Source organism: Nocardia sp. NPDC003726, from assembly GCF_053586955.1.
In genome coordinates, this window is record NZ_JBSFNF010000006.1 from 294,499 (window position 1) to 314,462 (window position 19,964).

The window sequence follows — 19,964 nt, forward strand, 5'->3', positions numbered from 1 at the left end:
GTTCTAGGCATGATATTCCCGCATACGATCGGACCAACCTACGATCGGGCGCCGACCATGGTGTCGGGTTCATCGGCGATGGCGAGCAATGGCCGCGGTCCCGGAAGCGCGGAGTGAATGCCGAGGTCCGGTCGAGCGCACGCGTAGAAGCGGTCCCGCGCGTCCGATGCCCGGGCCAGCGCCTGGCGGATCGTCTCCACGGAGGCGTTCGCATCTCGATGCAGCACACGCAATTCCCAGACCTTCTGCTGCCACTCGCGTGCCGCCTCGACAGTGGGGCCGTCGGCGAGCAAGAGGATGGATTCCAGGAGGTCGGCACGTGCGTCCTCGGCTGCCGCGAGCAGTGGCCAGCCTTCCTCCATCGACAACGTCTCATGTCCTGGCCAGACGTCCGGATGCTGCGCGGCGGCCATTTTCACATGTAAGCGGACCTCGCGCTTGATCGCCGCCGCGAACGCGACGTAAGCCTCGCGACGCGCACTGTCCCATCGCGTCGCGTGACTCCGGTCCCATTGCAACCGGTCCTTGCGGACACTGAAGTAGTAGCCGATCCAGGCCGATGTCGCGCCCGTGACGATCGCGACCGCCGCACTGTAGAGGGCAAGCATGCGTCGAGCCTACGCAGAGTGTCTCGGCTCCCACGTCCGGGCAACGGAGAAGGCCCCTGACCATGCGTACTGGTCAGGGGCCTTCCCGTCGTCTCAACCACGAGTCGGGGTGACAGGATTTGAACCTGCGACCTCTTCGTCCCGAACGAAGCGCGCTACCAAGCTGCGCCACACCCCGTGAAGTGGACCTGGAGTAGCTTACAACAGGGGTGCCCGAGACGTTAAACCGGCAGGTCAGTCACCCTTCGAGGGGTCGGATGCTGGTGAAGATGCGCTTGGCGGTCTCGGCGTCGAGTGCGTGCGGGACACCCGTGTCGGCGGCGATCACCATGACGAAATTCCCCTGGTCGTTGGGGAAGGCGGCGGTGTAGATGGAGTAAGCCTTCGCGCAGCCGGGCTTGGCGTCGGAGACGGTGCCCTTGGTCTCCACGAACATGCCGTGTTGCGATCCGTCCAGCGATGCCAGCGGCATGGGCAGGCCGGCTGTGCCGCCGGTCGTTCCTTTGTAGGCGAGTGTGGCGGTTCTCGTGCCCAGTTCGGTGGCCGCCTTTCCCGGGTCGGCGGTGTTCGAGCCGGTCAGGAAGGCTACGGTCCGGGTCGAGCCGGGGCAGTAACCCTTGCCCTCGCTGGCCAAGCCCTTGCCCGCGACCGCGTTCGGTGGCTCGCCGAAGCCGCCGATCGTGCCCGGCGGCGCGACCGTCCAGTCGGCGGGCACGTCGTAGGCGGCGCCGCTGTCGGGCGCCCGGACGACCTGATAACCGGGGACGACCGGATTCTTGTCGCCGGAACCCCGTGCGGTGGTCGTCGGGGCGGATCTGGTCGTGGTCCGCGCGGGCGCGCCCGCTGTGGTCGTGCCGAGCGCGTTCACCATCGACGGCGCGGTCTGCTGCGCGGGATCGTTCGTCTTCATCCGGCTGAGGACCACCGCACCGGCCACGAGACCGGCTACCAGCAGCACCGCGAGTCCGACCGACAGGATGACCTTTCCGCTCCCGCCGGGCCTGTGCGGCGGCGGTCCGCCCGCCTGTGGACCGTAGCCCGGCTGGTGCCGGCTGTCCGGCGCGGTGCCGTACGGCCCGGACCCGCCGACCGGCTGCCACTGCGGGGTTTGCGCCGGTTGACCGAACCGATCGGCGCTCGGATAGCCGAGCAAGGTCGGCGCCGAATCGTTCTGCGCCGGTGTGGGACCCGGTCTCCCGCGACCGAAGGGGACGGGCTGGTCGAGCGCGCCGAGCGGTTGGCCGAGCATGGTCGGATCGTTGCGTCCGCCGGTACCGGGCTGGGCCTGTGGTGGCCACTGCCCGGGAGGTGTGTGTCCCAGAGACTGGGCCAGCATGGTGGGATCATCGCGGCCCGGCGACCCGGGTTGCGCGGGACGTCCCGGCGAGGGGGCGAGCATGGTCGGATCGTCCCGCGTGCCCGACGGCGAACCGCCGTCCGGGGACCAACCCAGCGCCGGGTCGCTCTGCCAGCCGGGTTGCCACTGAAGCGTTGGCGCCGGCTCTTGATACGGCTGCCACTGCGTGGCCGGGTCGGGCTGCCACCACTGGGACATCGCGCCGTTCTCGGTCGAGTCCGGAGGCTGCTGCCCAGGGGCCGGCCCGGAAGACCGGTCGCCCCGCTGCCACGGTGTGCCGGTAGGGCGTCCCGAGTCACCGGTTCGGCCCGGATGCGCTCCGCCGTGCGGTGGCCGAGCGCGGTCGTCATCGTCCGGCGGGGTAGGGACGGAACGCAACGCGCGGAAGGGTTGTTGCCGAGGAGTCGGCGGCCCGGCGGGCCCTCCCGGAGTAGTCGGGTCGCGCCGGTCGTCGAATCCACTCACAGTTGTCCCCTACCTGCCACACGTCTCGGCAGGGGACATTAGCGGGCGACGGCCTCCGATGCCGACACTCCGTGGCCCGTGTCGGCTCCCGGACGCTTCGGCGGCGCGGCCACCAGCGTCAACAGGGTCGCCTCGGGGCGGCAGCAGAATCGGTACGGCGCCCACGGCGAGGTGCCGACACCCGCGGAGACGTGCAACTGGGTGTGCGCCCCCCACTTCGACGGCCCTTTCACCCGGGATCGGTCGATCCCGCAGTTGGTGACCAGGGCGCCGTAGCCGGGCAGGCACAACTGGCCGCCGTGCGTGTGCCCGGCGAGGACCAAGTCGTACCCGTCCTCGGCGAAGCGGTCCAGCACACGGGGTTCGGGGGAGTGGGTGAGGCCGAGCCGCAGGTCGGCCAACGGGTTCGGAGCGCCGGCGACAGTGTCGTACCGGTCGCGCTGCAAGTGCGGATCGTCGACGCCTGCGGTGGCGATGCGGATGCCCGCCACTTCCAGGTCGCGGCGTACGTGCGTCAGATCGAGCCAGCCGCGTTCGGTGAAGGCGGCGCGCAGGTCCTTCCACGGCAGCGGGGCGCCGTAGGTGCGGCGGTGATCCTTCTTGAAGTACTTCAGCGGGTTCTTCGCCACCGGCGCGAAGTAGTCGTTGCTGCCGAAAACGAAAAGGCCCGGACGGGAGAGCAACCCGCCGAGGGCCTGGACTACCGCGGGCACCGACTTCTGGTGCGAGAGATTGTCGCCGGTGTTGATCACCAGATCGGGCTCGAGCCGGTCCAGTTCCCGCAGCCATTGCTGCTTGAGTTTCTGGCCCGGCATCATGTGCAGATCACTGATGTGGAGCACCCGCAGCGACGACGACCCCGGCGCCAGCACGGGCATGGTCGCTTCCCGTAGGACGAAGGCGTTGCGTTCGACCAGCGAGGCGTAGCCGATTCCGGCCACCGCGGCCCCGGCGGCTCCCAGCGCGGTCGTGCGTACAGCAGAGGTCGAGATCACGGGCATTTGCCCAGCATAGGTGACCTCGCGCAGGACCGCCGAGTGTGTTTCCGCACAGGCGCCCGTTTTTCCGGCGGGAAATCGGGCCGCGCGGCAAATGTAGTGGGACCGCCGTGCCCGAGCGGCTACCGTGAGCGGCATGTCGGAACTCAAATCGCAGCTGCGAGCGGACCTCACCGCCGCGATGAAAGCCAAGGACACGCTGCGCCTTTCCACGTTGCGGATGCTGCTGTCGGCGATCCAGAACGCCGAGGTCGCCGGCTCGCAGGCCCGTGAACTCACCGACGCCGAGGTGGTCTCCGTGCTGCAGAAGGAGTCGAAGAAGCGCAGCGAATCCGCCGAGGTCTACACGCAGGCCGGGCGCGGCGAACTGGCGGCGAACGAGCGCGCCGAGGCGCAGATCATCGAGGAGTACCTGCCGACCCAGCTCACCGACGCCGAGGTCGCCGATCTCGCCGACACCGCCATCGCGCAGGTCGCCGAGGAGATCGGCGAGCGTCCCGGCATGCGCCAGATGGGTCAGGTCATGAAGATCGCCACCGGGCTGGCCCAGGGCAAGGCCGACGGCTCGCGCATCTCGGCCGCGGTGAAGGCGCGGCTGTAGGACGGCGACGCGAAAGGGGCCGCGAACCGTACGGTTCGCGGCCCCTTTGCTTGCTCAGCGTGGGATCGGGATCGGGATGGGGATCGGTGGCAGCCGCGGCACGGGCAGCCCCGGGATGCCCGGCGGCGGCGGGGGCGGCCCCGGCGGCGGCGCGGCCCGGACGGTGCCGTCGCTGATGTACAGCGTGATCACCGAACCGGGGATCGCCGACCCGTTGGGCGCGGTGCCCATGACGGTCCCCTTGGGGCGATCGCCCGCCCCGGTCACCGGCGACACCTGGAAGCCCGCGGCGACCAGCGCCGCGGTGGCCTCACCCTGTGTCATGCCGACGACATCCGGTACCTGCGCGTTGTTCGCGCCGCGCACGTACTTGTTGTCCAGCGGGGGCAACACGGGCGGCGGGAACAGCGGTATCACCGGTTTGATCGCGTTGAACCAGGTGCGCGCGGGTTCGTTACCGCCGAACAGGTTGCCGTCGCCGCAGTTGCGCAGCGGGAACGAGCAGATCTCACCCGGGGTGGGGCTGTCGCCGTAGGCGTAGACGGCGGCGGCCAGCGCGTTCGTGAAACCGAGGAAGGCCGAGGAGCGGTGGCTCTCGGTGGTACCGGTCTTGCCCGACATCGGATAGTTCCAGCCCACCGACTGGGCCGCGCCCGCCGCCGTGCCGGAAGTGTCGTCCTTGCTCATGGCGTTGGCCAGGGTGTTGGCCAGGCCGGGCTCGACGACCTGTTCGCAGGCCTGCTGGGTCAGCGGCACCTGCTTGCCCTGGCGGTCGACGACCTCCTTGATCGGGTTCGGCGGGCACCACCGGCCGCCGGAGCCCAATGTCGCCGCGACGTTGGACAGCTCGAGGGGATTGATCGCGACCGGCCCCAGGGTGAACGAGCCGAGGTTCTGTTCCTTGATCATGTCGGCCAGGCTCTGGTTGCCGTGACCGGAGGTGCCCGCCTCGGTGAACGAGCGCATGCCGAGCCGCACCGCCATGTCGACGGTCGGGGTGACGCCGACGGCCTGGATCAGCTTGACGAACGCGGTGTTCGGCGAGGTCGCCAGCGCCTCGGTCACCGACATGGGCGACTTGTACCGGCCCGCGTTCTCCACGCAGTAGGTGGCGGGCGGGCATCCGCGGGCGCCGCCGTTACCCATGCCCTTCGCCTCGAACCGGCCGGGCACGTCGAGCTGGGCGTCGATGCCGAGCCCCTTCTCCATGGCCGCCGCGGTGGTGAAGATCTTGAAGATCGACCCCGCGCCGTCGCCGACCATGGAGTACGGCTGCGGTTGCACGGTCTCGTTCGCGTCCCGGTTCAGGCCGTAGGTGCGGCTGCTCGCCATCGCGAGCACCGGGTGGGTGTCCTGACCAGGCCCCACCACGGACATGACTTCCGCGATGTTGTCCAGGTTCGGGTTCGCCGCGTCGGTCACCGCGCGCTTCACCGAGTCCTGCACGGCCGGATCGAGGGTGGTCTTGATCAGGTAGCCGCCCTTCTCGATCTGTTCGCGGCTGATCCCGGCGTTGGCCAGGTACTGCAGCGCGTAGTCGCAGAAGAAGCCGCGGTCGTTGGCCGCGATGCAGCCGCGCGGCAAGCCCTTGGGCTCCGGCAGCACGCCCAGCGGCTTGGTCTTCGCCTCGCGGAACTCGTCGGCGCGGCTGGGGATGTTCTGGATCATGGTGTCCAGCACCGTGTTGCGCCTGGCCAGCACGCCGTCGGGATTGGTGTAGGGGTTCAGCTTGGATGAGCTCTGCACCATGCCCGCGAGCATCGCGGCCTGCGAGACGTTCAGATCGGCCGCGTCGACGCCGAAGTAGGTCTTCGCCGCGTCCTGGATGCCGTAGGACGAGTTACCGAACGGGACGAGGTTGAGGTACCTGGTGAGGATCTCGTCCTTGGTCAGCTCGCGGTCCAGCGTCAGCGCCATCCGGATCTCCCGGATCTTGCGGGCCGGAGTGGTCTCGATGGCGGCGCGGCGCTCGGCGTCGGTCTTGGCGACCACGAGCAGCTGGAAGTTCTTCACGTACTGCTGGTCCAGGGTCGAGGCGCCCTGCTGGACCTCGCCGCTGGCGGAGTTGGTGAGAAACGCGCGTAGCGTGCCCTGCCAGTCGACGCCCTCGTGCTCGGCGAAGCGGCGGTCCTCGATGGACACGATCGCCAGTTTCATGTCGTTGGAGATCCGGTCGCTCGGAACCTCGAATCGGCGCTGCTCGTACAGCCAGGCGATCGGATTGCCCGCCGCGTCGACCATGGTCGACACCGCGGGCACCGTTCCCTCGACCAGCTCCGAGGAGACGTTGTCGACGGCGTCGGCGGCGCGGTTGGAGACGAACCCGAAGCCGCCGGCGAGCGGGAACAACAACCCGGCGACGAGCACGGAGGCAAGCACGCAGCTACCGGCCAGCCGCGCGAGCGTATGTGTGATCGGCACGAATCAAGACTACGGGTTGCCATTCCGGCGTTCTTGGCGGCATTTGTCCGAAGCGCGGAACTGGTTGTTCACGAGCCGGAATGGGCGTGTCGCGCGATCGCGCACGGCGTGTCGCAAGAGGGCCCGCACGCAATCTGCCTGCCCGTCCAGTGCGCGCCGGGCTTTGCATGGACGGACGTACCAAAAAATCTCGAGGTGGTCTTGCGCAAGCGCCATACCTTTACCTAGATTGAGAACCCAGTGTGATAGAGCTAACACTCAAAGTGGAATGTGGTGCACTTCGCAGCGGGGTTTGGGTGCTGCGTGGTGACAACGCGATTCTGGAGCGCCGTTGACCCGGTGTTCGGACTGCAAAGGGGCACACCAAATGCACATGACAACCCCCATCGCTCGATTGGACGTGGAGCAGGCCGAAGCGAGGATCGCCTGGGTAGCCCAGGCCCGATGCAAGGAAGTGGATCCCGATCAGTTGTTCGTCCGCGGCGCGGCGCAGCGCAAAGCGGCGACGATCTGCAGGCACTGCCCGGTGCTCATGCAGTGTGGTGCCGACGCGCTGGACAATCGCGTCGAGTTCGGTGTGTGGGGCGGCATGACGGAACGGCAGCGTCGCGCCCTGTTGAAGCAGCATCCGGAAGTGACCTCGTGGGCCGATTTCTTCCAGGCCCAGCGCCAGCATCAGGTGGCGATGTAGGCCCGGCGACGTCGAAACAGAGCCCGCGCAAGCGGGCTCAGTTTCGTTTCAGGACTGTTATTTCCGTCCGACCAATAGCGGATACGCCTAAGTATCAGGCGGTCGCGCGTGCCGTGCCGGTCAGCTGATCGCCGACGGCGCGCAGCGCGTCGAGGTCGGACACTTCGAACGGAAGCGCGGTGACCGACACGATCGGCACCCGCGGATGCGCGCCGGTGAACCGGTGCAGCAGATGCTGTTCGCGCTTGTCGGTGGCGACCCGCCGGGCGTGCACCCGCAACACCGCCGCGGTGAGCGGATCGGAGTCCGCCACCTGGTCGGCGGCGGTGAGCGCGTGATCGGCGGGCAGGGAGCTCAGCACGGGGTGGGTGCGGTTGAGCACCAGCCCCGCCAGCGGCATGCGCTCGGTGGAGAGGCGGTCGACGAAGAACGAGGCCTCGCGCAGCGCGTCCGGTTCCGGCGCGGCCACCACGATGAAGTGCGTGCCCGGCTTCGACAGCATCGCGAAGGTCCGCTCGGCCCGTTCCTGGAAGCCTCCGAACAGCGACTCCAAGGATTGCAGGAAGTTCGACGCGTCCTTGAGCATCTGGCCACCGACGACGGTGGACACACCGCGCACCGCCAGGCTCATCGCGCCGGTCACGAGCCGGGTCACGCCGCGGCCCGGAGCCATGATCACCCGGATCATCCGGCCGTTGAGGAAGTTGCCGAGTCGTTTGGGAGCGTCCAGGAAGTCGAGGGCGTTGCGCGACGGCGGGGTGTCGACCACGATCAGGTCCCATTCGCCGCGCTGGGCCAGCTGGCCCAGCTTCTCCATCGCCATGTATTCCTGGGTGCCGCCGAAGGACGAGGCGACCGTCTGATAGAAGGGGTTGGCGAAGATCTGCGCCGCCTTCTCCCCGCTGGTGTGCTCGAGCACCATGTCGTCGAACGTGCGGCGCATGTTGAGCATCATCGCGTGCAGTTCGCCTTTGGCTTCCGGGCCCAGCGCCACCCGCTGCGGGTTGTTGCCGAGGTCGGCGACGCCCAGTGACTGAGCCAGCCTGCGCGCCGGGTCGATGGTGAGCACCACGACCTTGCGCCCCTGTTCGGCGGCGCGCAACGCGATGGCGGCGGCGGTGGTCGTCTTGCCGACGCCGCCGGAGCCGCAGCAGACCACCACCCGCGCGGATGGGTCGGCGATGATCCCCGAGATGTCCAGGGGGGCAGCTAGGGGATGGGCCGGCGTGCTCATGCCCGCGCCTCGCTCGGCTCCGACAGGACCACGGGCGTGGCTGTGTCGATGGTTCGCTCGCTCATCGGACTCCCTGTGCGGTGAGGTGTTCGGCTAGTTCGTACAGCCCGCCCAGGTCCATCCCGTCGGGAAGGGCGGGCAGGTAGAGCCGGGAGATGTCGACCTTCGCCAGTTCCTCGGCGCTGTCGTCCTGTGCTTGCAGAGTGGCGGAGTGCTCGATCGTTTCGGTGAGCAGCCCCTGGAAGTCGCTGTCGGGGAGGCTGATCCCCGCGGCGTCCAGGCCGGCGCGGATGGCGTCGGCGTCCAGATCACCCTGAGCGGCCCTGGCGCGCAGCTCGGGCGGGAGCTGGCCCTCGGTCGCCCGGTTCACGATGACGGTGCCGATGCGCAGGTCCGCGGCCGTGAGTTCGGCGACGGCGTCGGCCGTCTCCTGCACCGGCAGCGCCTCCAGCAGCGTGACCAGGTGAATCATGGTCTGGTCGGAGTGCAGCAGCTGCGAGACACCCTCGGCCTGCGAGGCGATCGGCCCGCCCTTGGCCACCTCGGCCATTGCCTTGGTGACGTCGAGAAAGCCCGCGATCCGGCCGGTGGGCGGTGCGTCGACCACGATCTCGTCGTAGACGCGCTTACCGGACTTGTCCACCCGGACCGCGCACTCCTTGATCTTGCCGGTCAGGATGACGTCGCGCAGACCGGGCGCGATCGTGGTGACGAACTCGATCGCGCCCATCCTGCGCATCGCGCGGCCCGCGAAGCCGAGGTTGTAGAACATGTCGAGGTATTCGAGGAAGGCGTGCTCGATGTCCAGCGCCAGCGCGACCACCTCGCCGCCGCCGTCCGCGGTGGCGATCCGTGTCTCGGTCGGCGGCAGCGGCGGCAGATCGAACAGTTGCGCGATCGATTGCCTGCTCTCCACCTCGACCAACAGCACCCGTCGCCCGCCCGCGGCAAGGGCGAGCGCCAGCGCTGCGGCAACCGTCGACTTGCCCGTGCCGCCCTTACCGGAGACGTAGTGCAAACGGGCCTGTTCAGCGCGCTTCGGCCACCTTGCGCCCATTCCGGGCTCCTCCGAAAGCGGCACTGCAGTTGGTACTCCCACGATCGCGAGCCTATAACTGGTTCGCCGCCGCCGGGCACAGGCCGTACCAGACGGGCTGATCCCCAAGCGGTTCCCGACCCCCGCCACGAGTTGCGAGCCCACCCGCCGAAGTCCCCGATCACCGTGCGAAATCAGCAACCGAACCACGGATTCGGCGGGGGTGATACGTGGGCGGCAGCCAGTGATCAATCCGACGCCGCCGAGCCGGGCGAGACCGACCGTGCTCGTTCGCGGTGCGGTCGAATTCGCCCGACTGCCGCGCCTGCGGAGGCCTGGGCAACGGTTGGTCCGCCAGGGCGAAACGATCTTCGCTCCTCGCAGCGCGCCTCGGACACCGCACGGCCGCCGTGTCCGGATGACACCGAGGGATGCGCCCGCCGACCCCGAGGGAAACCGCGAAACCTCCGACAGCGCGATTTCCTCCCATGCGCCCAGTGCACCGCACCACCGTCTCGAGCGAAACGAGCCCGAACCCCTGCGCCTACGCGCGGAAGAGCGGACCCAGTCACCGTCGGAGGTGAACACCAGGGCGAGCGCTCACCGCCTGCGTGCTGAGCGCCCGCCACCCCGGGTTTCGGGTGAAGCGTGCCTGGTTCTGCGCTGGCGCGCCGGTAGAGCCGGACCCGGTCACTCCGTGAGGCAAACGCCAGGGCGAGCGCTCACCGCCGACGTGCCCAGCGCACCCTGACCACAGGTTTCGAGCGAAGCGAGACCGAGCCTGTTCCGTTCGCGGCCCGGCTCGCGTTCGAGCGGCCGCCGCGTACGCGACGAAGGAGCAAGCGGCAGTCGCGCAAACGCGAGCCACAAAGGGGCCGCGAACACGCAGCGCCGAAGGCGCTGCAAATCAGACACAGCTACGCTCACCACATGAGTGACACGACCTTGTGGGAGTACGCGACCGTGCCGCTGCTGACGCATGCGACGAAGCAGATTCTCGATCAGTGGGGAGCCGACGGCTGGGAGCTGGTCACCGTGCTGCCCGGTCCGACCGGTGAGCAGCACGTCGCCTATCTCAAGCGGCCCAAGTAGCGAAGGAGGGTGACGCAGTGACCCAGTGGGAGAAGAACCTCGCCGAGCTCGGAATCACCCTGCCCCCGGTCGCGGCCCCGGTCGCGGCCTATATTCCCGCGATCCGCACGGGGTCGCTCGTCTACACCTCCGGTCAGCTGCCGTTCGTGAACGGCGAGCTGTCCGCGGTCGGCAAGGTCGGCGCGGAGGTTTCGGTGGAGGCGGCCAAGGAAGCCGCCCGGTTGTGCGCGCTGAACGCGCTGGCCGCGGTGCACGACCTGGTCGGGCTGGACGCGGTGGTGCGGATCGTGAAGGTGGTCGGATTCGTCGCCTCGGCACCGGGATTCGGCGACCAGCCGGTGGTGATCAACGGGGCGTCGGAGTTCCTCGGTCAGGTGTTCGGTGACGCGGGCAAGCACGCGCGCTCGGCTGTCGGCGTGTCCGAGCTTCCGCGCAACACTCCGGTCGAGGTCGAACTGATCGCCGAGGTGCGCTAGACCGGAACTGTCGGCTCCGTTCCTACCCGAGGTTTTGCGATGACGTTGACACACCCCGCCTACGGGCAACTGCGGCAGGTCACCGAGACGGCGGCGGTGCTGCTGGCCGCCAATCCGGGCCAGATGACCTTGGAGGGAACCAACACCTGGATCCTGCGCGCGCCGGGGCGGTCGGACTGTGTGGTGATCGACCCGGGCCCGGAGGACGAGTCGCACAGCGCCGCGATCGCGGAGGCCACCGGCGGCCGGGTCGCTCTCACCCTGATCACCCACCACCATCACGACCACACCGGCGGCATCGACCGACTGGTCGAACTGACCGGGACAACGGTGCGCGCCAAGGACTCCCGCTTCTTGCGCGGCTCGGCCGCCGCCTTCGCCGACGGCGAGGTGATCGAGGCTGCCGGACTGCGGATCACCGCGCTCGAGACGCCGGGCCACACCGGTGACTCGGTGAGTTTCGTCCTCGACGACGCGGTGCTGACCGGCGACACCATCCTCGGCGCGGGCACCACCGTGCTCGGCCCGGGCGACGGCGCGCTGGCCGATTATCTGTCCTCGTTGGACCGGCTGGTCGAAGCGGGCAATGGCAAGGCCCTGCTGCCCGCGCACGGCCCGGACCATCCGGATCTCGAGCCGGTGGCTCGGTATTACATCGCGCACCGGCACGAGCGTCTCGATCAGGTGCGGGAGGCGCTGCGGATACTCGGGTCGGACGCGGACGCGATGGCGGTCGTCCGGCGCGTGTACGCGGATGTGGACGAGCGGCTGTGGCCCGCGGCGCGCAGTTCGGTGCAGGCGCAGCTGGACTACCTGCGCGTGCACGGCTAGCCGGAACGACGAGAACGCCGGGTTCAGTGGAGCGCTGAACCCTGCGTTCTCGTCGTAGAAGTGTTACCGGGCGCGGCGGGCCAAGCGCTCGGAGTCGGAGATGAGCACGCTCTTGCCCTCCAGCCGCAGCCAGCCGCGATGCGCGAAGTCGGCGAGCGCCTTGTTCACGGTCTCGCGGGAGGCGCCGACCAGCTGGGCGATCTCCTCCTGGGTCAGGTCGTGGGTGACCCGCAGCGCGCCCGCTTCCTGCGTGCCGAAGCGCTGTGCGAGCTGCAGCAGAGCCTTGGCGACGCGGCCCGGCACGTCGGTGAAGATCAGGTCGGCCAGGTTGTTGTTGGTCCGGCGCAGGCGGCGGGCGAGGACGCGGAGCAGTTGCTCGGCGATCTCGGGCCGCTGATCGATCCAGCCCTTCAGTGCGTCGCGGTCCATCGTCACCGCGCGCACCTCGGTCACCGTGGTCGCGGTGGAGGTGCGCGGACCGGGGTCGAAGATGGACAGCTCGCCGAACATGTCGGACGGGCCCATGATGGTCAGCAGATTCTCGCGCCCATCGGGCGAACGGCGTCCGATCTTCACCTTGCCTGACGTGATGATGTACAGCCGGTCACCCGGCTCACCCTCGTTGAAGATGACATGACCGCGCGGGAAATCCACCGGCTGAAGTTGCTTGGCGAGGGCGGCCACCGCAGTGGGCTCGACGCCCTGGAAGATGCCTGCTCTGGCGAGGGCCTCGTCCACGAATGTGCTCCTTAGGGAAATGGCTCTGTACCGGACCGAAGCGACTCGGCCAACAGCGCAGTCTACGCGGCGTCACTACAGCGTAGTGACGGACACCACGTAACGAGTGGATTGCGCGACACTCGCGCCGGATCAGCTCGCGCGGGCCACATCCATCTCATCGCCGCGGGAGCGGCGCTTGCGCATCCGGGCAACGGCGGCGGGCAGACCGAGCTTCGTCAGCTCCTTCACCTCGGCGTTGCTTGCCTTGTCCAGGTACTGCTGAACCTCTTCGTCGGGTTCGAGAAGTTTGCGGAGCCGGTTCTCGACCCGCTCCATGCCCAGTGCGAACAGCATCAGCACCACTGGGAAGAGCACCACAGCGAGTCCTTGCATGACGAGCAGTAAACACCGTCGAGGTCTCAGATGGAACACGGCAACTGAACTGGAAGGGCAACGTTGTTCGGCGGTTCCGTATGGTGGACGCGTGCGTGTCTCCCCCTCCACCGCCTCCGGGAACGGGCTTGCGCCCGGCTCCGAGCCCGCAGGAACGCCGCCGGTCGCCGCCGCGGCTCCGAAACGGAAAACAAGGGCGCGACAGGCGGAAACCCGGCTCGGGCTGGTGCGCCGCGCGCGCCGGATGAACCGGGAACTGGCGACCGCCTTCCCCGACGCGCACTGTGAGCTGGATTTCACCACGCCGCTCGAATTGGCGGTCGCGACAATACTTTCTGCGCAATGCACCGACGAGCGCGTGAACCTCACCACGCCCGCGCTGTTCGCCCGCTACCCGGACGCGCGTGCATATGCCGAGGCAAATCGGGCGGAGCTGGAGGAATACATCCGGCCGACCGGATTCTTCCGAAACAAAACCTCCTCTTTGATCGGACTCGGCCAGGCGTTGCTGGAACGTCACGACGGTGAATTGCCTCACACCCTGTCCGAACTGGTCCAGCTTCCCGGCATCGGGCGCAAGACCGCCAATGTCATCCTCGGGAACGCGTTCGGGGTGCCTGGCATCACGGTCGACACCCACTTCGGCCGCCTGGTGCGCCGCTGGGGATGGACCGAGGAAGAGGACCCGGTCAAGGTCGAGCACATCGTCGGCGCGCTGATCGAGCGCAAGGAATGGACGATGCTCTCGCACCGGGTGATCTTTCACGGGCGACGCGTCTGCCATTCCCGCAAGCCTGCGTGCGGCGCGTGCGTTCTGGCCAAGGACTGTCCGTCGTTCGGGATCGGGCCGACCGATCCGGAAGCCGCGGCCAAGCTGGTGAAGGGGCCGGAGCGGGAGCATCTGCTCGAGCTGGTGGGCCGGTGAGTTCGGAGCCCTCGGGCCGAAGGAGAGCGGGACATGCGTGGCGCTGGGCGCTTGCCGGTCTGATCGTGGTGGTCGCGCTTGCGGTCGCGGTGTGGCCGCGCGGCGGGGACAACCGGACGCAGGAGCAACACCCCGCTTCCGTAGCCTCCGGCGTCTCCGCCGACCTGCGCGCCGCGGCCCATCTGCCCGACTGCCCGAGCGGCGCGGCCTCCGGTAGCGGCCCGTTGTCCGGGATGACGCTGAGCTGTCTCGCCGACGGCAGGCCGGTCGACCTGGCCGCCGCGCTGGCGGGCAAGCCCGCCCTGCTGAACCTCTGGGCCTATTGGTGCGCACCGTGCGCCGAGGAGTTGCCGTATTTGCAGCAATACGCCCAACGCGCCGGAAACGCGATTACGGTGCTGACCGTGCACAGCGACCCTGATGAGGCCAAGGCACTGTCCCGTCTGCGCGGACTGGACGTTCGATTGCCCGGCGTGCTCGACGCCGACGCGCGAGTGCGCACCGCCGTCGGCGCCCCCGCGGTGCTGCCGATCTCGGTGCTGGTGCGGGCCGACGGCTCGATCGCCGGCGTCGAGGTGCGCGCTTTCGACGGGGTGGATGACATCGCGAATACCGTCGCGGGCAAGCTCGGAGTAGCCGCGTGACGATGCGGGTGGACGAATCGATGGTGGAGGTGACGGTGCGGGCGTGCACGCGGGTCGGTGGGCGAATGCGCGGGGGAGGTGTGCGATGACCATCGAAATGCCCCCCGGCATCCCGGAATGGCTGACCCGCTCGGCCGAACCCGCCCCCGACAGCGCCGACACCCTGACCAGGGCGCGTGCGCTGCGCCGCGCCATGACCGTGACCTCGAAGCCGCGCCAAGCGGCGGTGCTGGTGCTGTTCGGCGGCTCGCCGGAGCCGGACCCGGACGCGCCGGGCGGACTGCCCGCCGACGCGGAGGTGCTGCTCACCCAGCGCGCCTCGACCCTGCGCCAGCATCGCGGTCAGGTGGCCTTCCCCGGTGGCGCGGCGGACCCGGGCGATGCCGGGCCGATCGATACCGCGCTGCGGGAGGCGTGCGAGGAGACCGGGCTCGACCGTTCCGGCGTGGAACCGTTCGCGGTGCTGCCGAAGCTGTTCGTGCCGCCGTCCCGATTCGACGTGACGCCGGTGCTCGCGTATTGGCGCACGCCGGGCGCGGTGGGGGTGGTCGACCAGAGCGAGACCGAGCGGGTGGTGCGCGTTCCGCTCGCGCAGCTGCTGGATCCGGCCAACCGCTTCTTGGTCCGCAGTCCGCTCGGTTATCAGAGCCCGGCGTTTCAGGTGGACGGGATGCTGGTCTGGGGCCTGACCGGCGGCATCATCGCCGGGATCAGCAAGGCCTCCGGCTGGGATCGCGAGTGGGACCACGATGACGTCCGTGATCTGGAGACCGCACTCGCCGCCGTAGGAATGACGTTATGAGCTCATCGGCCTGGCTCGACATCGCCGTCGTGCTGCTGGCCCTGCTCGCCGCCTCGTCGGGGTGGCGGCAGGGCGCGGTGGCGTCCGCGCTCGCCTTCCTCGGCGTGGTGCTCGGCGCGGTCGCGGGCATCCTGATCGCGCCGCACATCCTGGTGCACGTCGACGAGGGCCGCACCAGGGTGCTCACCGGCGTGCTGCTGATCGTGGTGCTGGTGATCGTCGGTGAGGTCGCGGGCATGGTGCTCGGGCGCGCCGCGCGCAGCGGCATGCGTCATCCGTTCACCCGCAGCGTGGACAGCGTGGTCGGCGCGGTGCTGCAGGCGGTCGCCGTGCTGGTCACCGCCTGGTTGCTGGCGTTGCCGCTCGCCACGTCGTCGCAGCCGGCCATCGCCACGGCGATCAACGGCTCACGGGTGCTCGCCGACGTCAACGACGTCGCGCCGAACTGGCTGCGCAAGCTGCCCAACGAATTCTCCAAACTGCTCAACACCTCCGGTCTGCCGGATGTGATCGGACCGTTCGGGCGGGCGCCGATCGCCGCCGTCGAACCACCCGATCCGAGCGTGCTGGCCAGCCCGGTCGCGGCCTCGCTGCAGCAGAGTGTGCTGCGCATCCGCGGTGTCGCGCCGAGTTGCCAGCGGGCGCTGGAGGGTTCGGGCTTCGTGATCGCCCCGGAGCGCGTGATGACCAACGCCCACGTCGTCGCGGGCACCACCAGTGTCGACGTGGACACCGCCTACGGCTCGCTGCCCGCGTCGGTGGTGCTGTTCGATCCGTTCACGGATGTCGCGGTGCTCTCGGTGCCCGGCCTCACCGCTCCGGTCGTGCCCCAGGCGCCGTCACCCGCTCGTACCGGCGACAGCGCTATCGTGCTCGGCTATCCGGGTGGTGGCCGGTACACCGCCAGCGCGGCCCGGATTCGCGAGACTCTGGACCTGACCGGACCGAATATCTATCGCGACGGAACGGTGAAGCGGGAGGTGTACACCGTCCGCGGCCTGGTGCAGGCGGGCAATTCCGGTGGGCCGCTGGTGGATACCGAAGGGCAGGTGCTGGGGGTCGTCTTCGGCGCCGCGGTGACCGACAACGACACCGGTTATGTGCTGACGCTCAACGAGATCCGCTCCGAACTCGACGCTTCGCAGCGTTCCGACGGTCCGGTGGCCACCGGAGCGTGCGTGCTGAGCTGATCGGCGGTGCTCAGCGCGACGGCAGGCCGTACCACTGGAATGGTGCGGTGGCGTCGCGCTGATACCGCGTAACTCCTTCGGCGGCAGTGAGACTGTAAGCGACCGGCGAACGCGGGGATCGCTGCGACCCCGGCCGTGAACCCAGCGGCCGGGAGTGCATCGCGAAGGGGTTCAGCCGAGGAGTTCGGCCAGTCGCTTGGTCACGGCGTCCGGGTTCTCCTGGTGGGCGAAGTGCCCGGCCGCCGGGATGCCCACCAGCCGCCGTTCCGGCGAAAGGTGCGGGTCGCGACGGAAAGTTCCCGGCAGCACATACGGGTCCAATTCGCCGCGCATGGCCAGGACCGGGATGCGGACGGGTTCACGCATGGTCGCCATGAACCGGCGGCCGTCCGGACGCCACTGGCTGCGGAAGGCCCAGCGCTGGTACTCCAGCGCGCAGTGCGCGGCGCCGGGGATCCGGATCGCCGACCGCATCCGCTGGGCGGTGTCGATGAATTCTTCGGTGCCCGCCCATCCCGCGCTCACCCGCTGGCGCAGCAGCCGTTCCACTTCGAAGCCGTCGTCGGTGGTCAGCAAGTGCTCGCCGTACCGGGGCAGCTGGTAGCGAAGGAAGTTCGGCAGCCAGGCCGCGCGCTGGCGGCGGTTGCGCAGCACGGCGCTCTTGAGCGCGGACGGATGCGGCGAGCCGACCAGCGCGATCGAGCGGACCAGCCGCGGATGCAGCACCGCCGTGGTCCAGCAGACCAGCCCGCCTTCGGCGTGCCCGGCCAGCGTCGCCTCGGTGTAGCCGAGCGCCCGGATCAGCCCGGCGACGTCACCGGCGAGCGTCCAGCCGTCGTATCCGCGCGGCGGCTTGTCGCTGTCGCCGTAGCCGCGCAGGTCGACGGCCACGGCGCGGTAGCCGAGTTCGGCCAGGCCGGTGAGCTGGTGCCGCCAGGACCACCAGAAGTCCGCGAAGCCGTGCAGCAACACGACCAGCGGAGCATCGGACCGCTCCGGCGCCGCGTCGACGACGTGGAATCGGATGCCGTTGGCGTGCACGTCCCGATGCGTCCACGGTCCGTCGTAACGGACGCTGGACGGATCCGGAAGCAAGTTCGCCGACACGCCGATGGAGCCTAGTAGCCGCCGTACCGGCTCGCGAACGCGCGCCTACGAAGTCCGCTTCTCCAGCGCGAGGCGGTCGTCGTGCGCGGCGGCGCCGAGGCCGTGCGGCAGCACCGTGCGCGCCTGCTTGAGCGAATCGATCGTCTTCTCCGGCGCGCGCAGTTTCTTCACCCTGCGGTAGCCGAGGAACGCCAGCACCGCGGTGGCCACGACCATCAGCAGGAAGACGATCAGGAAGGCCGCCCAGCGCGCCAGCCACACATCGAGCAGTTCGCCGAGGAAGAAGAAAAAGAAGAACGTGCTGAACAGCAGCACGGTGAGCGCGAGGATGAAGTAGACGCTGCCCTGCAGGCCCTTCTTGATCTCGCCGGTGACCTCGGCCTTGGCCAGTTCGACCTCGGCGCGGACCAGGGTCGACATCTGCTCGGCGGCGTCGCGCACCAGCGTCCCGAAACTGGCGTTGCCGAGCGGATCGGCATCCGTGAGGGGAATGGAGGTGACGGTCCGACCGCCCTGCGCGTCGCTCCCGTTACCGCCGTGGTTGAAACTCACTTGGTCGACCCTTCTCCCTGTCCCGGCACTGCTTCAACTCCCGTTCGATCGGCGGTGCTCCCGGTGCCCTCCGTGGTCACGCAGGCTACCGCCTCCGGGCGGATCGCTCGCGCCGCCGTCTTGTTCACGTTGTAGCGCACGGGCGTCCCGCCGAGCCTGGTGGACACGCCCACGCCGCAACAGTAGCGCCGAACCGGCGAGCGACGCCGCCATTGATGTCACCAACACGGCGGCCTTCGCCAACTCGACGGCCGACTCGCCCGCGACATCGGTGAGCGCGAGTTCCGCCACGAGAAGGCTAACCGTGAACCCGATCGCGCCCAGCACCGAGAGGGCGAACATGTCCCGCCAGCCGAGACCGCTGGGGCGCGTCGCGACGCCAGAGCGGATTGCCAGCCAACTGATCCCGAAGATCCCCAGTGGCTTGCCCACCAGCAGGCCCAGCATGACCGCCAGCGCGAGCCGATCGGTGAACAGATCGCCGAAAACCGTGGGATTGAACGGGACCCCCGCGGCGAACAGGGCGAACAGCGGAACGCACAATCCGGCCGACACCGGTTGGAAGATGTGCTCGAGCCGGGTGGCGGGCGCTTCGGGTTCCCCGGAATCCGGACGCACCCGGGTGAGCAGGCCGAGCGCGACGCCGGCCAAGGTGGGGTGGATACCGGCCTCGTGCAGCGCGTACCAGGACACCAGCGCCAGCGGTACATAGAGCAACGGTGTGCGGATGCGGGCGCGTTGCCCTGACGCCCACCCCGCGAAGCATCCTGCGGCGACCAGCAGCCACAGCAGCGACACCGTGGTGGTGAACAGCACCGCGATCAGGATGATCGCCATCAGGTCGTCGACCACGGCGAGGCTGAGCAGGAACACCCGCGCGCCCGCCGGGATGCGGGAACCGGTCAGCGCGAGCACGGCGAGCGCGAACGCGATGTCGGTGGCGACCGGGATGGCCCAGCCGCGCTCCATGCCGGGTATCCCGAACCCGACCACCGCCGCGATCAGCGCGGGAGTCAGCACGCCACCGACCGCGGCGACCACCGGAAGCGCGGCGCGTCTGCGGTCGGCGAGTTCGCCGACGACCAGTTCGCGTTTGAGTTCCAGCCCGGCGACGAAGAAGAACACCGCGAGCAGACCGTCCTCGGTCCACTCGGCCAGGGTCAGGTCCAAGTGCAGCGGCGGTATGGCGAGGACCGTCTCGGTGACCGTCAGATAACTGGCACCCCAGGGCGAGTTCACCCACAGCAACGCGATCGCCGCCGCGATCAGAAGCAGTGCGCCGCCGAAGGTTTCCGTGCGGAGGTAACGGGACAGTTCCGAGCGCACTTGCGTGATCACGGGAAACCTTTCGGCCGGTGGTCGGGCGGACGCGGAGGCGGCACCCCACCGGAGTCGGCTGAACGGGTGCGCGACCGCTCGCCGACCAGACTTCCCGGCACACCTTAGGCAATCTTAACGGCCGCGGCCGGTGACGGATCCCGCCACCGGCCGCGTTCAGTGCTGTGCGGTCAGTTCTTGCCCGCTCGGATCGATTCGAAGACGCTCGGGTCGACGAGGGTGGAGGTGTCGCCGAGTTCGCGTCCTTCGGCGACGTCGCGTAGGAGGCGGCGCATGATTTTGCCGCTGCGGGTTTTGGGGAGTTCGGGGACGATGTGGATTTCGCGGGGTTTGGCGATGGGGCTGATTTCGCGGGCGACTTCGGTTTTGAGGTCGTCGATGAGTGCGCTGCCCGTATCTTTTGCTTCGGCTGTGAGGATGACGAAGGCGACGATGCCTTGGCCGGTGGTGGGGTCGGTGGCGCCGACGACGGCGGCTTCGGCG

Annotated in this window: 21 protein-coding genes and 1 tRNA gene; 9 read left to right on the forward strand and 13 right to left on the reverse strand. The window is 69.0% G+C overall.

The window, feature by feature from the left end; all coding sequences use genetic code 11:
* Window positions 1-38 precede the first annotated feature (38 nt).
* The 4 genes from ACWDMM_RS11350 to ACWDMM_RS11365 all read right to left on the reverse strand — a co-directional run bounded on the left by ACWDMM_RS11350 (window position 39) and on the right by ACWDMM_RS11365 (window position 3,431).
* A complete protein-coding gene (locus ACWDMM_RS11350; protein WP_195079839.1) occupies window positions 39-608 on the reverse strand; it encodes a hypothetical protein in 570 nt (189 codons plus the stop codon).
* A 104-nt stretch (window positions 609-712) separates the two neighbouring features.
* Window positions 713-786: transfer RNA gene (locus tag ACWDMM_RS11355), tRNA-Pro, on the reverse strand.
* A 60-nt stretch (window positions 787-846) separates the two neighbouring features.
* A complete protein-coding gene (locus ACWDMM_RS11360) occupies window positions 847-1,944 on the reverse strand; it encodes a hypothetical protein (RefSeq protein ID WP_357206985.1) in 1,098 nt (365 codons plus the stop codon).
* Between the two features lie 524 nt (window positions 1,945-2,468).
* On the reverse strand, window positions 2,469-3,431 hold the full coding sequence (locus ACWDMM_RS11365) for a metallophosphoesterase (RefSeq protein WP_357108483.1): 963 nt from the start codon (window positions 3,429-3,431) through the stop codon (window positions 2,469-2,471).
* Between the two features lie 133 nt (window positions 3,432-3,564).
* Between ACWDMM_RS11365 and ACWDMM_RS11370 the strand changes: the two genes are divergently transcribed.
* The gene (locus tag ACWDMM_RS11370; protein ID WP_195079842.1) at window positions 3,565-4,029 is read left to right on the forward strand and encodes a GatB/YqeY domain-containing protein; all 465 of its coding nucleotides are present in this window, start codon (window positions 3,565-3,567) and stop codon (window positions 4,027-4,029) included.
* Window positions 4,030-4,083: 54 nt separating this feature from the next.
* On the opposite strand, the gene ACWDMM_RS11375 is transcribed toward ACWDMM_RS11370, so the two are convergent.
* Window positions 4,084-6,450, reverse strand: coding sequence for a penicillin-binding protein (locus tag ACWDMM_RS11375; RefSeq protein ID WP_195079843.1), 2,367 nt, complete (start codon window positions 6,448-6,450; stop codon window positions 4,084-4,086).
* Window positions 6,451-6,817: 367 nt separating this feature from the next.
* Between ACWDMM_RS11375 and ACWDMM_RS11380 the strand changes: the two genes are divergently transcribed.
* Entirely contained in the window at window positions 6,818-7,141 is a 324-nt protein-coding gene (locus ACWDMM_RS11380; protein ID WP_014981178.1) for a WhiB family transcriptional regulator, read from the forward strand.
* A 94-nt stretch (window positions 7,142-7,235) separates the two neighbouring features.
* Here the strand turns inward: ACWDMM_RS11380 and ACWDMM_RS11385 are convergent, their stop codons facing one another.
* The gene (locus tag ACWDMM_RS11385) at window positions 7,236-8,375 is read right to left on the reverse strand and encodes an ArsA family ATPase (protein WP_195079844.1); all 1,140 of its coding nucleotides are present in this window, start codon (window positions 8,373-8,375) and stop codon (window positions 7,236-7,238) included.
* Window positions 8,376-8,436: 61 nt separating this feature from the next.
* Window positions 8,437-9,432, reverse strand: a complete 996-nt coding sequence (locus ACWDMM_RS11390) for an ArsA family ATPase (RefSeq protein ID WP_195079845.1) — start codon at window positions 9,430-9,432, stop codon at window positions 8,437-8,439.
* Between the two features lie 909 nt (window positions 9,433-10,341).
* On the opposite strand from ACWDMM_RS11390, the gene ACWDMM_RS11395 reads away from it, so the two are divergent.
* Genes ACWDMM_RS11395 through ACWDMM_RS11405 form a run of 3 tightly spaced genes read left to right on the forward strand, consistent with a single transcriptional unit; the run spans window position 10,342 to window position 11,810 of the window.
* A complete protein-coding gene (locus tag ACWDMM_RS11395; protein ID WP_085994820.1) occupies window positions 10,342-10,503 on the forward strand; it encodes a DUF4177 domain-containing protein in 162 nt (53 codons plus the stop codon).
* 17 nt (window positions 10,504-10,520) lie between these two features.
* Window positions 10,521-10,979, forward strand: a complete 459-nt coding sequence (locus tag ACWDMM_RS11400; protein ID WP_067799624.1) for a RidA family protein — start codon at window positions 10,521-10,523, stop codon at window positions 10,977-10,979.
* A gap of 39 nt (window positions 10,980-11,018) precedes the next feature.
* Complete coding sequence (locus tag ACWDMM_RS11405; protein WP_449937155.1) at window positions 11,019-11,810, forward strand: MBL fold metallo-hydrolase; 792 nt, start codon at window positions 11,019-11,021, stop codon at window positions 11,808-11,810.
* Window positions 11,811-11,873: 63 nt separating this feature from the next.
* On the opposite strand, the gene ACWDMM_RS11410 is transcribed toward ACWDMM_RS11405, so the two are convergent.
* Both ACWDMM_RS11410 and ACWDMM_RS11415 read right to left on the reverse strand, forming a co-directional pair.
* A complete protein-coding gene (locus ACWDMM_RS11410) occupies window positions 11,874-12,548 on the reverse strand; it encodes a Crp/Fnr family transcriptional regulator (RefSeq protein ID WP_067799618.1) in 675 nt (224 codons plus the stop codon).
* A gap of 132 nt (window positions 12,549-12,680) precedes the next feature.
* Window positions 12,681-12,923, reverse strand: a complete 243-nt coding sequence (locus ACWDMM_RS11415; RefSeq protein ID WP_067799616.1) for a hypothetical protein — start codon at window positions 12,921-12,923, stop codon at window positions 12,681-12,683.
* 223 nt (window positions 12,924-13,146) lie between these two features.
* Here ACWDMM_RS11415 and nth point away from each other — a divergent pair, with 223 nt between their 5' ends.
* The 4 genes from nth to ACWDMM_RS11435 all read left to right on the forward strand — a co-directional run bounded on the left by nth (window position 13,147) and on the right by ACWDMM_RS11435 (window position 16,484).
* On the forward strand, window positions 13,147-13,848 hold the full coding sequence (nth, locus tag ACWDMM_RS11420; RefSeq protein ID WP_323124482.1) for an endonuclease III: 702 nt from the start codon (window positions 13,147-13,149) through the stop codon (window positions 13,846-13,848).
* Window positions 13,845-14,492, forward strand: a complete 648-nt coding sequence (locus tag ACWDMM_RS11425; protein WP_449937158.1) for a TlpA family protein disulfide reductase — start codon at window positions 13,845-13,847, stop codon at window positions 14,490-14,492. Before nth ends, ACWDMM_RS11425 begins: the two co-directional genes overlap by 4 nt.
* Window positions 14,493-14,577: 85 nt before the next feature.
* Entirely contained in the window at window positions 14,578-15,294 is a 717-nt protein-coding gene (locus ACWDMM_RS11430; protein WP_195079849.1) for an NUDIX hydrolase, read from the forward strand.
* Window positions 15,291-16,484: a MarP family serine protease gene (locus ACWDMM_RS11435; RefSeq protein WP_067799611.1), complete on the forward strand. Its 1,194-nt coding sequence runs from the start codon at window positions 15,291-15,293 to the stop codon at window positions 16,482-16,484. The genes ACWDMM_RS11430 and ACWDMM_RS11435 overlap by 4 nt, the downstream gene beginning before the upstream one ends.
* Before the next feature lie 171 nt (window positions 16,485-16,655).
* Here the strand turns inward: ACWDMM_RS11435 and ACWDMM_RS11440 are convergent, their stop codons facing one another.
* From ACWDMM_RS11440 to ACWDMM_RS11455, 4 genes are all read right to left on the reverse strand, one after another.
* Window positions 16,656-17,591 carry an alpha/beta fold hydrolase gene (locus ACWDMM_RS11440; RefSeq protein WP_195079850.1) on the reverse strand — a complete coding sequence of 312 codons (936 nt, stop codon included), beginning with the start codon at window positions 17,589-17,591 and terminating at the stop codon, window positions 16,656-16,658.
* A gap of 45 nt (window positions 17,592-17,636) precedes the next feature.
* Window positions 17,637-18,143 carry a phage holin family protein gene (locus ACWDMM_RS11445; RefSeq protein WP_195079851.1) on the reverse strand — a complete coding sequence of 169 codons (507 nt, stop codon included), beginning with the start codon at window positions 18,141-18,143 and terminating at the stop codon, window positions 17,637-17,639.
* 33 nt (window positions 18,144-18,176) lie between these two features.
* Window positions 18,177-19,478 (reverse strand): Na+/H+ antiporter NhaA, encoded by a 1,302-nt coding sequence (gene nhaA / locus ACWDMM_RS11450; protein WP_357207138.1) that lies wholly within the window; start codon window positions 19,476-19,478, stop codon window positions 18,177-18,179.
* 173 nt (window positions 19,479-19,651) lie between these two features.
* Window positions 19,652-19,964 (reverse strand): AMP-binding enzyme (locus tag ACWDMM_RS11455; protein WP_449937162.1); only part of this gene is annotated, 313 nt, incomplete at its 5' end.

Coding starts and splice junctions, on each gene's coding strand:
- ACWDMM_RS11350 (WP_195079839.1), bottom strand. CDS start 608: ATGCTTGCCCTCTACAGTGCGGCGGTCGCGATCGTCACGGGCGCGACA.
- ACWDMM_RS11360 (WP_357206985.1), bottom strand. CDS start 1,944: ATGCTGGCCCAGTCTCTGGGACACACACCTCCCGGGCAGTGGCCACCA.
- ACWDMM_RS11365 (WP_357108483.1), bottom strand. CDS start 3,431: ATGCCCGTGATCTCGACCTCTGCTGTACGCACGACCGCGCTGGGAGCC.
- ACWDMM_RS11370 (WP_195079842.1), top strand. CDS start 3,565: ATGTCGGAACTCAAATCGCAGCTGCGAGCGGACCTCACCGCCGCGATG.
- ACWDMM_RS11380 (WP_014981178.1), top strand. CDS start 6,818: ATGCACATGACAACCCCCATCGCTCGATTGGACGTGGAGCAGGCCGAA.
- ACWDMM_RS11385 (WP_195079844.1), bottom strand. CDS start 8,375: ATGAGCACGCCGGCCCATCCCCTAGCTGCCCCCCTGGACATCTCGGGG.
- ACWDMM_RS11390 (WP_195079845.1), bottom strand. CDS start 9,432: ATGGGCGCAAGGTGGCCGAAGCGCGCTGAACAGGCCCGTTTGCACTAC.
- ACWDMM_RS11395 (WP_085994820.1), top strand. CDS start 10,342: ATGAGTGACACGACCTTGTGGGAGTACGCGACCGTGCCGCTGCTGACG.
- ACWDMM_RS11405 (WP_449937155.1), top strand. CDS start 11,019: ATGACGTTGACACACCCCGCCTACGGGCAACTGCGGCAGGTCACCGAG.
- ACWDMM_RS11415 (WP_067799616.1), bottom strand. CDS start 12,923: ATGCAAGGACTCGCTGTGGTGCTCTTCCCAGTGGTGCTGATGCTGTTC.
- ACWDMM_RS11430 (WP_195079849.1), top strand. CDS start 14,578: ATGACCATCGAAATGCCCCCCGGCATCCCGGAATGGCTGACCCGCTCG.
- ACWDMM_RS11435 (WP_067799611.1), top strand. CDS start 15,291: ATGAGCTCATCGGCCTGGCTCGACATCGCCGTCGTGCTGCTGGCCCTG.